This window comes from Thermobifida cellulosilytica TB100 (assembly GCF_001517975.1).
In the GTDB taxonomy this organism is placed as follows: Bacteria; Actinomycetota; Actinomycetes; order Streptosporangiales; family Streptosporangiaceae; genus Thermobifida; species Thermobifida cellulosilytica.
Window position 1 is genome coordinate 527,500 of sequence record NZ_KQ950181.1, and the last position, 14,103, is coordinate 541,602.

Sequence of the window (14,103 nt, forward strand, 5' to 3'; positions counted from 1 at the left end):
GAGGAGGTCGTCGCGCGGGTCCGCACCGCCCTGGAGGCGGCCCGGGGCTGACCGCGGGCGGCCGCCGGGCTCCCCGGCCGCGGCGCCCCGCCCGGGCCCGCCCGCGGAAGGACGAGGACGCCGCGGCCCCGCACCCGGAACCGGGTGCGGGGCCGCGGCTTGGCAGGCCCGACGGGTCAGGGGCGCAGCACGAGGGTGTGCTCGGCGGCCTCTTCCACCGCGCTGCGGCTCATCCGCATCGGGGTGGTCCCGCCGGTGGCCCACAGCTCCATCTGGTCGTCGTAGTTGCGGTGGAAGGCGTGCCCGGAGTTGCCGGTGAGGTTGACCCACCGGGAGTTGTCCGGGTCGGCCAGGTCCACCACCATGCGCATCGACGGCACCGTGGTGATCTCGTAGCCCGCCGCCGGGTCCCAGCCGGTGGCGTTGACCACGCTGGAGCCGCCGCCTGCCGCCACGGGTCCGCGGTTGAACAGCCACTCCACGGCGGCGATGCCGGACTTGCCGAAGGAGGCGTTGCGCGCGGTGAGGGTGTGCAGGTCGCCCCAGCGCCACTCGGCCGGGTCGTCGCCGAGCAGCCCGCTCAGCTCCTCGGCGGCCCGCTCCATGGCCGAGGCGAGCGCCTCCTCCCGGCTGTCGGCCTCCTCGCCGCGCCACCACGGCGAGTCGGGGTCCTCGACCAGGTCGGACAGCAGCAGCCAGGCGCGGGAGGCGCCGATGCCGGGCTGGTCGCCCAGCTCGTCGAAGACCAGCGGCAGCAGGTGGCGGTAGGTGGCGTTGTAGAACGCGGCGGCGGCCGAGTCGGCGTCCTGCTGGAAGTCCCAGTCGGCCAGCAGGTCGCGGGCGCGCGCGGCGGTGCCGTCCACGTCGGCCTCCAGCAGGTGCGGCACCAGGGCGCGCGCCCCGCTGTTCTCGTTGTCCATCTGGATCTCCACCATGTCCTCGACGGTCAGGCCGCCCTCGGCGACCGCCGCCTCCAGCAGGGTGATGATGCGCTGGGAGCGGTAGCCGTAGTCCCAGTCGGTGGTGAGCAGGTGCGGGTAGCCGGAGTCGACGACCGCCTGGTTGGCGGTGACGATGACCCCGGAGGCGGGGTTGCGGACGGTGGGCAGCTCCTCGAAGGGCAGGTAGTCCTTCCAGTCGTAGGCGGAGTCCCAGCCGGGGGCGGGCCAGCGGCCGTCGCCCTTCCCGCGCACCGGGATCTTCCCCGGGGACTGGTAGCCGATGTTCCCGGAGGTGTCGGCGTAGACGAGGTTCTGCGAGGGCACCTCGAAGCGGCTCGCCGCCTCGCGGAACTCCTCGAAGGTGCGGGCCCGGTTGAGCAGGAAGATCGCGTCGGCGGTGCGCCCCGGGGAGAGCGCGGTCCAGCTGATGGCGACCGCGTAGTCGGCCGGCTGCGCGGTGTCGGCGGGCTCGCCGTCGGCGGTGACGGGCGCGTTCTCGCCGAACTCGCGCAGTTGCGCGCCCAGTTCGGGGTCGGACAGCAGCGGGCCGTGGCGGGAGGAGCGCACGGTGATCTCCACGTCCTCGCCTCCGGCGACCCGGATGGTCTCGGTGCGGACCTCCAGCGGCTCGGGGCGGCCGTCGACGATCGCGGCGTCGCCGTCGATCCGCTCCAGGTACAGGTCCACCACGTCGGGGCCGAGGTTGGTGAAGCCCCAGGCGATGGTGTCGTTGGCGCCGATGACCACGCCGGTCAGCCCGGGGAAGGTGAACCCGGTGACGTCGAAGGGGCAGGCGTCGTCCACGGCGGTGCAGTGCAGGCCCATCTGGTACCAGATGGACGGCATGACCGCGCCCAGGTGCGGGTCGTTGGCCAGCAGCGGCAGACCGGAGGCGGTGTGCTCGCCGGAGACCACCCAGGAGTTGGAGCCCAGCTCGGAGGAGGCGGGGCCGAGGGTGCGCGGGATCGCGTCGAGCGGCGCCTGAAGGCCGGCCACGGCGCGCACGGCGGCGGTCTGGGACACCTCGGCGGGGACCTCCCCGCCGTCGTCGACGACGAACGCGCCGTCGCGGACCCGGCCCCCGGGGACGATGGGCGCGTGCTCCTGCTCCGGGTAGGCGGGGTAGAGCTCCTCGACCTGCTCGCGGGTGAGCCCGTCGGCGAGCAGCGAGGCGCGGGCGATCTCGTCGTGCAGGTTGCCCGCCAGGTCCCAGGCCATCGCCTTGAGCCAGGCCAGGCTGTCGACGGCGCTCCACGGCTCGATCTCGTAGCCGCCGTTGGTGGCCGCCAGCACCGTGTACTCCAGGCTGACCTCGGCGGGCGACTTCCCCTCCAGGTAGGCGTTGACGCCGTCGGCGTAGGCGTCCAGGTAGGTGCGGGTGGTCTCGTCGAGCAGGTCGTACTCGGCCTCGGCCACGCGGCGCCAGCCCATGGTGCGCAGGTAGGCGTCGGTGGGGACCTGGTCGGCGCCGAACAGCTCGGCGAGCCGACCGGCGGTGACGTGGCGGTTGAAGTCCATGGACCAGAAGCGGTCCTGGGCGTGCACGTAGCCCTGGGCGGTGAACAGGTCCTCGGGGGTGTCGGCGTACAGGTGGGTGATGCCGTGGTCGTCGCGGTGCACGGTGACGGGCGCGCTGAGTGCGGGCAGCGCCAGCTCCCCGGAGACGTCCGGGAAGGAGCGCCGTACCGTCCACACGGCGAGTCCGGCGGCGACGAGGAGGAGGGCCGCGACGGCGGCGAGCGCGCCGAGCAGCCAGCGTCGTATGCGGGGGAGGGCAACAGACATGGGATGACTCTAGGAACGGGCGTATGCGGCGCGGCACCTTCTCGGTATCGCTTCCGCAACGCCGCGGCGCTGGTGGGGCGGACGGCGGGGGAGCGGACGGGGATACTGCGCCGGGTGGGACTTCGGGTGCTCTCCGTGGTCGTTCTCCCGCTTTCGGGAAGGCCTTGTTCGGTCCTGGACTGCGGTCCGGAGACGGCCCCTCCCGTCCCGGACGGCCCGGACGCGGTCCCGTGGAGGCGACCCCGCGGCCCCCTCCCCGGCCTCCGGCGCGCTCCGCGGCTCCGGCAGGATCCGCATCCGCGCGCTCGGAGTTCCCCGGCACCGCCGACGCCGCCGTCTCCCACACTCCCGCCCGGAAGAACCCGTGCCGTCGACGTCGCCCTGCGCGGTGTCACCCGGATCGACGGCAGTTCCACCGTGTGCTGGCCGGGCGTGCCGCGGCGCCTCCGCGCCGCAGCGGCCGACGCTACCCTGGGACCGTGCACGACCACGACCCAGGACAGCAACCGGCCCGCTCCGAGCAGCCGGAGGCCCCGGCTCCGGCGCTGCCGCCCGGTCCCCCCACCGCGCGCGTGGACCGCTGGCTGTGGGCGGTGCGCCTCACCAAGACCCGGGCGGACGCGGCCCAGGCCTGCCGGGCCGGGCACGTCCGCGTCAACGACCGCCCCGCCAAGCCCGCCACCCCGGTCAAACCGGGCGACCAGGTGCGGGCCCGCGTCAACGGCGTCAACCGGATCGTCGAGGTCACCCACGTGATCGAGAAGCGGGTCGGCGCGCCCATAGCGACCCGCTGCTACGTCGACCACACCCCGGTGGTGCCCAAGGAGTTCGCCGTGCCGGTGGCCCGCCGCGACCGGGGCGCCGGACGCCCCACCAAGCGGGAACGCCGCCAGATCGACCGGCTGCGCGGCCGAGCCTGACCCCGGCCCGCCGCCTCGCTCGGGGGAGCGCGACGCCGAGACCCGTGAGGAGGTTGACAGCGGGCCGTATGCGGTCAGAGGGGATGCTGTGGCCGGTGAGTGCGTAGACTTGCCGGTAATCAACCGGGCGGCGACAGCGGAAAGGGGAGCGCCAGGGCAACCGCGGCATCCGTTTCCGTCTCCCGGGCCGCACCACGCGGTCCACTCCGTCGGTCGTCCGGTTCGTACGGGTCCTTCACACGCGGAGGTGGATCGTGTCCGTTGATCCCCGAGAGTCCCAGCCCAACCCGCAAGGGTCGCGCATCGACCCCTACGTCGGCTCCTACGCAGCACGAGCCGCAGGGATGGTGGCCTCGGAGGTCCGCGCACTGTTCGCCGTCGCCTCCCGACCCGAAGTGGTCTCCCTCGCCGGAGGCATGCCCAACATCAGCGCGCTGCCGCTGGACGCCCTCGGCGAGCTCGCCCAGCAGGTCGTCGTCGAGCAGGGCCGCACCGCGTTGCAGTACGGCTCCGCCCAGGGCGACCCGGTGCTGCGCCAGCAGATCTGCGAGGTCATGGCTCTGGAGGAGATCGACGCCAGCCCTGACGACGTCATCGTCACCGTCGGCTCCCAGCAGGCCCTGGACCTCATCACCAAGGTCTTCGTCGACCCCGGCGACGTGGTGCTGACCGAGGGACCCACCTACGTGACCGCCATCAACACCTTCGCCGCCTACCAGGCCCGCATCGAGCACGTCGAGATGGACGACGACGGCGTGGTCCCCGAGGCGCTGGAGGAGCGGCTGGCCGGGCTGGCCCGCGAGGGCGCGCGGGTGAAGTTCTTCTACACTGTGCCGACCTTCAACAACCCCGCCGGGGTCACCCTGTCGCCCGAGCGCCGCCGCCGCGTCCTGGAGATCTGCGAGCGGTTCAACCTGCTGGTCGTCGAGGACAACCCCTACGGCCTGCTGCGCTACGAGGGCGACCCGGTGCGCCCGCTGCGCGCCGACTCCGCACGCAACGTCATCTACCTGGGCTCCTTCTCCAAGACCCTGTCGCCCGGCTTCCGGATCGGCTGGGCGCTGGCCCCCTCGGCGGTCCGCGACAAGCTCGTGCTGGCCGCCGAGTCGGCGATGCTCAGCCACTCCAACTTCAACCAGGCGATCGTGGGGCGCTACCTGGCCACCCAGCCCTGGCCGGAGCAGATCAAGGAGTTCAACGAGATGTACCGGGCCCGCCGCGACGCCATGCTGGCGAGCCTGGAGGCGCTCATGCCGCCCGGCTGCTCCTGGACCCGGCCCAGCGGCGGGTTCTTCGTGTGGGCCACCCTCCCCGAAGGGCTCAACGCCAAGGCCATGCTGCCCCGGGCCGTCAACGAGCGGGTCGCCTACGTTCCGGGCACCGGCTTCTACTACGGCGGGGGCGGGCAGCGCAACATGCGGCTGTCGTTCTGCTACCCCAGCCCGGAGCAGATCCGCGAGGGCGTGCGCCGCCTGGTGGGCGTGCTGGAGAGCGAGATCGAACTGCGCAACACCTTCGGCGGCGTGCCCGCGTCCACCGGTCGGGGCGGCGAGGCGCCGGCCCCCGACCTGCCGTGACGCAGGAGGCCTGCGCGCCGTGACCACAGCAGGACAGGGACAGAAAGAGGACAGGACCGTGGCCGACCTGAACCGGGTGCTCGTACTCGCCGGAGGGCTGTCGCCCGAACACGAGGTGTCGGTGCGCTCGGGCCGACGCGTCGCCGACGCGCTGCGCCGCCTGGAGGTGGAGGTGCAGATCTGCGACGTCGGCCCGGAACTGCTCGGCCTCCTGACCGAGGACCCGCCGCAGGTGGTGTTCCCGGTGCTGCACGGCGCCGCCGGCGAGGACGGCTCGATCCGCGAGGTCCTGGAGCTGGCCGGGGTCCCCTACGTGGGCGCCCGGCCCGACGCCTGCCGTGCCGCCTACGCCAAACCGACCGCCAAGGCCCTGGTCGCCGAACGGGGCATCACCGTGCCGCGCGGGGTGGCCCTGCCCAAGGCGCTCTTCCACGACCTGGGCGCGCCCGCGGTGCTGGAGCGCGTCGTGGCGCTGCTGGGGCTGCCGCTGTTCGTCAAGCCCGCCCAGGGCGGGTCGGCGTTCGGCGCGGCCGCCGTCACCGAGGCCGCCGAGTTGCCCGCGGCCCTGGTCGGCTGCTTCGCCTACAGCGACACCGCGCTGATCGAGCAGCAGGTGACGGGCACCGAGATCGCGGTGGGCGTGGTCGACCTGGGCGACGGTCCGGTCGCGCTGCCCGCCGTGGAGATCGTGCCCGACGGCGGCGTCTACGACTACGCCGCCCGCTACACCGCCGGGCGCACCGAGTTCTTCAGCCCGGCCCGGCTGGACGACGAGACGGCGCGCGCCGCCGCCGAGACGGCCGTCACCGTGCACCGCGCCCTGCGGCTGCGGGACGTCTCGCGCACCGACCTCATCGTCGACGCGGACGGCCGCGTGCACTTCCTCGAGGTCAACGTCTCCCCGGGCATGACCGACACCTCCACCCTGCCGCTGGCGGTGGAGGCGGCGGGCATGGACTTCGCGGTGCTCTGCCGCGAACTGGCCCACCGCGCCCTGCAACGGGGCTGAACCGCGCGTCGCGGGGGTCCCGCCGGTCACCATAGGGTCACGATCGGCGGGACCCCCGTCCTTTTCCGCGCGCCGCGGCGTCGAAGCAGCCAGAGGACCGGCGGAGGGGAGCGCGGATGCGGGCGACGGTACGGCGGGGCACGGCGGTGGTGGCGGCGACGGTGCTCGCGCTCGGCGCGGGATGGGCCCACCCGTCGTGGGCCTGCGGCTGCGGGGCGGCGGTCGGCGACGTCGACGTCCACGGCGAGAGCACCGTGGTGCACTTCGCCGACGGGGTGCAGACCGTGGTGCTGCGGCTGGACGCGGAGTCCGCGCAGAGCAGCGCGGCCCTGCTGCTGCCCACCCCGGCCCCGGCCGAGGTGGCGCTGGGGGAGGCGGAGATGTTCGACGAGCTGGCCGCGCTCTCCCGGCCCCGCGTCGAGTACGTCGACCAGTGGTGGCCCGAGCAGTGGTACGAGGCGGGGGAGGAGACGGCGGGAGCTCCCCCGGGCGGGGTGGCGGTCCTCGACCGGGTCGAGCTGGGACCGTTCGACGCGGCCACGCTCGCCGCCGACGACGCCGCCGCGCTGCACGACTGGCTCGACGGCAACGGCTTCACGATGCCCGACGACCTGGCCGAGGCGCTGCGGCCCTACGTCGAGGAGGGCTGGTACTACGTCGCGGTGCGCCTGGACGCCGGGGAGGAGGCGCTGTCCGGCGCGCTGGCCCCGGTCGAGGTGGTCTTCCCGGCGGCCGAGCCGGTCTACCCCATGCGGCTGACCGCGCTGGCAGAGCACGGCCAGTACGCGCGCCTGTACCTGCTGGCCGACCACCGCATGGAGCGCGCCGACGGGGTGCCGGTCCCCTCCCGGGTGCGGTTCGCCGGACCCCTGGCGGCCGACGGGGTGGAGTCGGCGCGGCTGCGCGACCTCATCGGCCCCGACGGCGCCTTCCTCACCGCCCTCGACCACGACATCCCCAGCCCCGAGGCGCTGACCGGCGACTTCGTGTTCCGGCCCGCCGCGGCCGACGCCCCCTACCAGGAGGTGGTCCGCCTGGAGCGCCCCGTGTACGTCATGGGGGTCGCGGCCGGGCCGTTCACCGCGGCGCTGGGGGTGCTGGCCGTGCTGGCGGCGGCCGGGCTCGCAACAGGGCTGGTGCGGCGGGCGCGCCGCCTCCCCGCCCGCGGCTCCGGGCCGCGCGGGCGCTAGCCTGCCGGTATGACCGGTCTTCTCCCTCCCGAGCAGTGGTTCGCGAGCCTCCCCACCTCCTACCTCGCGGCCTCCGGGCTGATCACCGACCCGGACGGCCGGGTCCTGCTGGTGGACCCCAACTACCGCGAGCACTGGACGATGCCGGGCGGCGTGGTGGAGCACGGCGAGGCCCCGCACCTGGCCTGCGAACGCGAGGTCGCCGAGGAGGTGGGGCTGGCGGTGCGCACCGGGCGGCTGCTGGCGGTGCACTGGAGCGCGCCCCGCGCTCCGCGCCCCCGGGCGTTCCTCTCCTTCGTCTTCGACTGCGGCACCGTCGCGCCGGACACGCCGATCCGGCTGCAACGGGAGGAGCTGGACGGGTACGTGTTCGCCGAGCCCGCCCGGGCGCTGAGCCTCATGGACCCGGCCCTGGCGCCGCGCCTGGAGGCCGCGCTGCGCGCCCGCGACCGCGGGGAGACCGTCTACGTCACCTCCTGACCGGGCCGGACGCGGGCAGGAAAGTGACCTTCGTCACGTTGCATTGGTGCTGGTGAGGGCGTAAAGCCCAGGCCGGATGGGGACACTCAAGAGTGTCACCGGCCGACAGCAGTGTCGGAACGCCGCACCGGTGGCCGTACGGTCGCGGGCGCGTCGCCGAGGAGGACGGACTCGGCGACGCGCCTGTTTGTGTGCGGAAACGGGCGCTTCCCGAGAAGCGGCCGCCCCGCCTCCTATAGTGACGCCGTGCAGCTATTCGATTACACACTGTCATATGTGGAGGGCGTCTCCCCGCCCGATCCCACCGGCCACCAGGTGTTCCGCAACGACTGGAGCACCCTCGAACCGCCCGAACCGGGATCCTGGGAGCCCGGCCCCACCGTCACCGTCGTCATCACCGTCCGCAACGACCAGGAGCGCCTCGACCGCATCCTGGCCTGCCTGAGCCGCCAGACCTACCCCGGGCACCTGATGGAGGTGGTCGTCGTCGACGACCACTCCGCCACCCCGCTGCGGCTCCCCGAGACGCGCCCCGCCCGGTGCCGGATCGAACCCGCCCCGCCGGACGGCAGCGGCCCCGCCCACGCCCGCGCCCACGGCGCCCGCGTCGGCACCGGCGAGGTGCTGTGCTGGCTGGACGTCGACCTGTTAGTCGACGCCGCCCTCGTGGAGACCCTGGTCCGCTGGCAGCACGTCCACCCGGCCGCGGTCGCCCTGGGCGACGTCCGCTACGCCACCGAGACCGACCTGGCCCCCGACCGGGCCGCCGCGCTCGTCGCCGACCGGGCCCTGCACCGCAGCCTCGTCGACGCCCCGCCCCACCCCCGCACCGAACGGCTCCTCTCCCGCAGCGGCGACCTGCGCGACGCCGACAGCCAGGGGTTCCGCGCCTTCGTCGGCTCGTGCGTGACGATGAGCCGGGAGCTCTACGAGGCCGCAGGCGGCGTCAACCCCACCCTCAGCCTGGGGCACGACACCGAGCTCGGCTACCGGCTGTGGCAGGCGGGAGGGGTGTTCGTCCCCGACCGCGCCGCCCGCGTCTGGCACCTCGGCAGCGCGACCGCCAACCGCACCCGCGTGCCCGGCCCGCGCAGCTACGCCCTCGCCGACCTCGTCCCCTACGCGCGTCCCACCCACCGGACGCGGCGCCTCCCCGAGAACCGCGTGCCGATGGTGCGCGCCGTCGTCGACGCGGCCCACCACCCCTACGAACTGGTGCGCGCCTGCGTGGACCGGCTGCTCGCCAGCACCGAGGTCGACCTGGAGGTGGTCCTGGTCGCCGACTGGGACACCACCGCCGACTCCTGGCTGGAGACCCGCCTCGTCCAGGCCCACTACCTGGCCGAGCCCAGGGTCGGCTTCGTCGCGGAGGCGCCCCGCACCGCCTTCCCCGCGCCGTTCCTGCTCCAGGTGCCGGTGAACTGCGGGGTGGGCCCGCACACCGTGGCGCGGATGGTGGAACGCGCCGAGTGGGCGCGCGCCGGACTCGTCGAACTCGTCCGCGACACCCCCGGGCCGACCCTGTGGCGCACCCGGGCGCTGGCGCGGGTGCTGGGCACCGGCCGGGCCGAGGAGGCCCCGGCCGAGGCGGACCTGGCCGAGGCGGACCTGGCCGAGGCGGTCGCCGCGGTGCACGGCCGCTACCGGATGCACGGGGAGGCCGACACCGTCGACCTGTCCGGCGTGGCCGCCCTCGACGGGACCGCGCCGCGCCGCCGCGGACGGCTCGCCGTCCTCGCGGTGTGGCGCATCCTCACCTCGGTGCTCCGCTGCGGGATCGGCACCGTGCGGCGCCGCCTGCGGGTGCGCTGAACGGCCCGTTCCGGGACGGCCGACCGGCCGCCCCGGAACGGGCACGTCCGCGGTGGCCGCATCCGCCGCGACGGCGTAGCATCCGGAAGACGCCCCGGAGAACGGAGAGGACGGGAGACACCGCCGTGCCCGCCGCGCCGACGCCGTTCCGCTTCTTCCTGCTGACCTTCGCGCTGGCCGCCCCCTTCTGGGTCCTCGGCTTCCTCGTGGCCAGCCCCGACCGGGTCCCCATGGACATGCCCGTCAGCGCGCTCATGTTCGTCTGCCCGGGACTGGCCGCGACCCTTCTCACCTGGCGCTCGGGCGGACGTGCGGCGGTGCGCGCCCTGTGGGCCAGGCTGCTCGTCCCGCCCCGGCCCGTGCGCTGGGCCTGGTACGCGGCGGCACCGCTGGTCTCCGCGGGGCCGCTGCTGGTCCACGCCCTGGCCCACCTGGCGGGGGTGCCCGTCACCGCGGCCCGGACCACCCTGCCCACACTGCTCGCCCTGGTCGCCCTCTACCTCGTCGCGGCCGCCGCCGAGGAGGCGGGCTGGACCGCCTACGCCACCGACGCGCTGTGCGACCGGTGGGGCGCCGCGCCCGCCGCCGTCGTCATCGGCGTGGTCACCTCGGCCTGGCACGTCGTGCCGTGGAGCCAGGTCCACCCCCCGGACTGGGTGGCCTGGCAGTTCCTCGCCTCGGTCGCACTGCGCGTGCTGTGGACCTGGGTCTACGCCAACACCGGGCGGAGCGTGCCCGCGGTGGTCGCCTGCCACCTGTTCGTCAACCTGTGGGGCACCCTCACCCCGACCTTCGACTCCCCGGCCGCGCACGCGGCCACCGCGGCGGTCACCACGGCCGCGGCAGCGGCGGTGCTGCTGCTGTGGGACGGACGCACCCTGGCCCGTCCGCGCCGCCGGGCGCACCGGGCCGCCGGCACCGCACCGGAGGGCCGCCCCTAGCCGGCGTCGACCCGCGCCTCCAGCAGGGCGCGCGCGGCGTCCACCGCCTCGACCAGCACCCGCGGATCGGGGCGCAGGCCGGCCACGATCCCGTCGACGTCGCGCAGACCCGCCCGGTCCAGCAGGGTCTTCTCGTTGGTGGTCCACTCGCCGCGGGCGGCCAGCACCGCGTGCGCGGCCTGGCAGGCCGCCACCGCGACCGCCCCGGCCACCTGGGCGGCCTGGGCGCGGGGCGCGTGGTTGGCGCGCGCGTAGTCCAGGGTCAGCAACGCCGCGGCCCGCCAGCGCGGCGGGGCGCTGGCGCGCAGCGCCTCCGGGAAGGCCGGGCGGGGCAGCTCGCCGCGCAGCACCCGGTTGCGCGCGAGCTCGGCCACCACCAGGTAGGTGGGGATCCCGGCGAGGTGGAACAGCAGCGGCTCGACGTCGAAGCGGCCCCGTGCGGCCTCGGCGATCTGCTGCTCGACCACGGCGAGGTCGCGGTAGTGCACGTCCACGCGGCGGCCCTCCACGGTCAGCCAGGCGCCCCCGTTGAACACCCCGCCGCCCCAGCCGCCGATCTCGGAGACCTCGCCGGGCCAGCCGAGGTCCCGCAGGTCCTGCGGGTCGAAGCGGTCCCGGTAGTAGACGGCCAGGTCCCAGTCGCTGTCGGGGCGGTGGGTGCCCAGGGCCCGGGAGCCGCCCAGGCTCACCGCCCGCACCCCGGGCAGCGCGGCCAGCCGGTCGGCGACGTAGTCGACGAACTCCGCGTCCTCCACCCGCTCCTCCTCGCCGCTGCCACGGACGGTCGCGGCGGCTCAGCCTACCAGGATCTCCCCGCCCGCGGGCACCAGCACCTGGCCGGAGTAGTACGACGAGGTCCGCCCGCTGGCGAAGAACACGTAGGACGGGGCGATCTCGTCGGGGTCGGCGGCGCGCTCCATCGGCGCCTGCCGACCGAAGCCCTCCACCTTCTCCTCCGGCATCGTCGCCGGGATCAGCGGCGTCCACACCGGCCCCGGCGCCACGCAGTTGATGCGGATGCCCCGCTTCATGTAGTGCCGGGCCAGGCTCTGCACCAGGTTCATCACCGCGGCCTTGCCGGCGGCGTAGTCGATGAGCGAGGAGTTGCCGCGCAGCCCGTTGACGGACCCGGTGACGATCACCGAGCCGCCGTCGGGCATCCTCGGGACGGCCGCGCGCAGCAGCCAGAACACGCTGAACACGTTCACCTCGAAGGTGCGGCGCAACTGCTCGGTGGACAGTTCGGCGAAGTCCTCCACCGGCGCCTGCACCGCGTGGTGGGCCACCAGCACGTCCAGGCCGCCGAACTCGGCGACGGTGCGCTCCACCACCTCGGCGCAGCGGGCCTCCTCGGCCAGGTCCCCGGGCAGCAGCAGGCTGCGCCGCCCCGCCGCCTCGACCAGGGAGGCGGTGTGGCGGGCGTCGTCGTGCTCGTCCAGGTAGGCGACGGCCACGTCCGCGCCCTCCTTGGCGAAGGCCGTCGCCACCGCCCGGCCGATCCCGGAGTCGCCTCCCGCGATCAGGGCCCGCCTGTCCCGCAGCAGGCCGCTGCCGGTGTAGTCGCGCATCTCGTCGCGGGGCCGGGGGACCATGCCCCTGGTCCGCCCCGGACGGGACTGCTTCTGGGCCGGAGGATGCTGTGCCATGCGCCACGCTCCCGGTGTCGCGGTTGCGGTGTCACCGGGAGAGCTGACCGGGACCCGGCAGCGCAAACACGGCCCCGCTCAGCCGGCGCTGATGGCCTCGACCGAGGCCATCAGCTCGGCGCGCGTCCCGGCGGGCAGCGGAGCCGAACCCGACTCCTCGGCGGCGGCCTGCTGGCCCTCGTCGCTGAGCAGGTAGCTCAGGAACGCCCGCACGGCGGCGGCGTCGTGCTCGTCCTCGTAGGACAGGCAGGCGATCTCGTAGCTGACCAGCACGGCGGGGTAGGAGTCGGCGGCGGTGTAGTCCAGCTCCAGGGCGTGGTCGTGCGCGCCGCCGCCCGCGCGGCGCGGGGAGGCCTCCACGATGCGCGCCGCCGACTCCGGGGACAGCGCGACGAAGTCCCCGCCCGTGCCGATGCGGGCCGTGGCCATGCCCTCGGCGTGGGACGCCTCCAGGTAGCCGATGGTGCCGCGGCCGCCCCGGACGGCCTGGGCCACGCCGCTGTTGCCCTGCCCGGCCTCGACCGGGGGGAGGGGCCACTGGCCGTCCGGCTCGTAGGGCCAGTCCTCGCCCGCGGCGGCCGCCAGGTAGGAGGTGAAGTTCTCGGTGGTGCCGGACTCGTCGGAGCGGCTGACCGGGACCACGGGCAGGTCCGGCAGGTCGACGCCGGGGTTGTCCGCGGCGATCGCCGGGTCGTTCCAGCGGGTGATGTCGCCGCTGAACAGGCGGGCCAGCACGGCGGGACCGAGGTTGAGCGTGTCGACGCCCTCCAGGTTGAACGCCACCGCGATCGGCACCACGTAGGCGGGGATGTGCACCACCTCGGAGCCGCAGCGCTGCCGCGCCTCCTCCAGCTCCCCCTCGTCCATGGCGGCGTCGGAGCCCGCGAAGTCCACCGCGCCGTCGATGAACTGGCTGCGGCCGCCGCCCGAGCCGATCGCGTCGTAGTAGATCTGGGCGTCGTCGCAGGCGGTCTGGTATCCGGCGATCCACACCTGCATCGCCAGCTCCTGGGCGCTGGAGCCGGCGCCCGACAGGGGGCCGTCGAAGCACTCCAGGTTCTCGGGCACCGGGATCTCCTGGCCGCCGCGCACGGCGTCGTCGCTGCCGCACCCTGTCGCCAGCGCCAGCGCGCCCAGCAGCGCGATCACGGTCCCTGCGCGGTGCCTCGCCATCGACACGGTTGCCTCATCCCCCGGACGGACCACGGGCGTGGTCGTATGCGGTCATATGCCGTCGAAGAATTTAACCAGAGGTGAACCGCCGGCGAGGCCCGGGACCGCGTGCGGGGCGGCGGCCGGGCGGGGCCTCAGCCCCTGCGGCCGATCAGCCAGACCACGTGGCGCAGCGCCAGCTCGTAGCCGTGCACCCCGCAGCCGCTGATGCTGCCGCTCATCACCGGGGCGGTCACCGAGGTGTGGCGGAACTCCTCGCGGGCGTGGATGTTGGAGATGTGCACCTCCACGCACGGGGTGGGCACCGCCTCGATCGCGTCGCGCAGCGCGATGCTGGTGTGGGCGTAGGCGCCCGGGTTGAACACCACGCCGTCCAGCTCGCGCGCGGCGTGGATCCGGTCGACCAGCTCGCCCTCGTGGTTGCTCTGCGCGCACACCACGTCCACGCCCAGCTCGTCGCCCAGCTCCACCACCCGCTTCTCGATGTCGGCGAGCGTGGTGGTGCCGTACTGGGCCGGGTCGCGCAGACCCAGCAGGTTGAGGTTGGGGCCGTTGAGCAGCAGCACGGTGGGGCGGGACGCCATGGGGTCGCAGCCTTTCACGAGTGAGCCGGTGGGAACGTGGGCACC

At 74.6% G+C, this 14,103-nt stretch carries 12 protein-coding genes; 7 read left to right on the forward strand and 5 right to left on the reverse strand.

The features are described from left to right. Positions 1-176: 176 nt before the first annotated feature. Positions 177-2,726: a penicillin acylase family protein gene (locus AC529_RS08660; RefSeq protein WP_068755394.1), complete on the reverse strand. Its 2,550-nt coding sequence runs from the start codon at positions 2,724-2,726 to the stop codon at positions 177-179. 479 nt (positions 2,727-3,205) lie between these two features. Between AC529_RS08660 and AC529_RS08665 the strand changes: the two genes are divergently transcribed. From AC529_RS08665 to AC529_RS08695, 7 genes are all read left to right on the forward strand, one after another. Next, entirely contained in the window at positions 3,206-3,646 is a 441-nt protein-coding gene (locus AC529_RS08665; protein ID WP_068755396.1) for an RNA-binding S4 domain-containing protein, read from the forward strand. 254 nt (positions 3,647-3,900) lie between these two features. Next, positions 3,901-5,223: an aminotransferase-like domain-containing protein gene (locus AC529_RS08670; RefSeq protein WP_068755398.1), complete on the forward strand. Its 1,323-nt coding sequence runs from the start codon at positions 3,901-3,903 to the stop codon at positions 5,221-5,223. Between the two features lie 58 nt (positions 5,224-5,281). Further along, positions 5,282-6,232: a D-alanine--D-alanine ligase family protein gene (locus AC529_RS08675; protein ID WP_068755400.1), complete on the forward strand. Its 951-nt coding sequence runs from the start codon at positions 5,282-5,284 to the stop codon at positions 6,230-6,232. A gap of 116 nt (positions 6,233-6,348) precedes the next feature. Beyond that, entirely contained in the window at positions 6,349-7,422 is a 1,074-nt protein-coding gene (locus AC529_RS08680) for a DUF2330 domain-containing protein (RefSeq protein ID WP_068755402.1), read from the forward strand. Between the two features lie 9 nt (positions 7,423-7,431). Then, positions 7,432-7,902 (forward strand): NUDIX domain-containing protein, encoded by a 471-nt coding sequence (locus tag AC529_RS08685; RefSeq protein WP_068755404.1) that lies wholly within the window; start codon positions 7,432-7,434, stop codon positions 7,900-7,902. A gap of 246 nt (positions 7,903-8,148) precedes the next feature. After that, positions 8,149-9,714, forward strand: a complete 1,566-nt coding sequence (locus AC529_RS08690; RefSeq protein WP_083948046.1) for a glycosyltransferase family 2 protein — start codon at positions 8,149-8,151, stop codon at positions 9,712-9,714. A 125-nt stretch (positions 9,715-9,839) separates the two neighbouring features. Next, a complete protein-coding gene (locus AC529_RS08695; RefSeq protein WP_068755408.1) occupies positions 9,840-10,655 on the forward strand; it encodes a CPBP family glutamic-type intramembrane protease in 816 nt (271 codons plus the stop codon). Here the strand turns inward: AC529_RS08695 and AC529_RS08700 are convergent. From AC529_RS08700 to aroQ, 4 genes are all read right to left on the reverse strand, one after another. Then, the gene (locus tag AC529_RS08700) at positions 10,652-11,410 is read right to left on the reverse strand and encodes a nucleotidyltransferase domain-containing protein (RefSeq protein ID WP_068755410.1); all 759 of its coding nucleotides are present in this window, start codon (positions 11,408-11,410) and stop codon (positions 10,652-10,654) included. The two genes, AC529_RS08695 and AC529_RS08700, sit on opposite strands and share 4 nt — an antisense overlap. Before the next feature lie 39 nt (positions 11,411-11,449). Beyond that, positions 11,450-12,301 carry an SDR family oxidoreductase gene (locus tag AC529_RS08705; RefSeq protein WP_068755412.1) on the reverse strand — a complete coding sequence of 284 codons (852 nt, stop codon included), beginning with the start codon at positions 12,299-12,301 and terminating at the stop codon, positions 11,450-11,452. Between the two features lie 78 nt (positions 12,302-12,379). Then, positions 12,380-13,474, reverse strand: a complete 1,095-nt coding sequence (pstS, locus tag AC529_RS08710) for a phosphate ABC transporter substrate-binding protein PstS (RefSeq protein WP_068755413.1) — start codon at positions 13,472-13,474, stop codon at positions 12,380-12,382. Positions 13,475-13,608: 134 nt separating this feature from the next. Then, the gene (gene aroQ, locus AC529_RS08715) at positions 13,609-14,058 is read right to left on the reverse strand and encodes a type II 3-dehydroquinate dehydratase (protein ID WP_068755415.1); all 450 of its coding nucleotides are present in this window, start codon (positions 14,056-14,058) and stop codon (positions 13,609-13,611) included. Between the last annotated feature and the right edge of the window lie 45 nt (positions 14,059-14,103).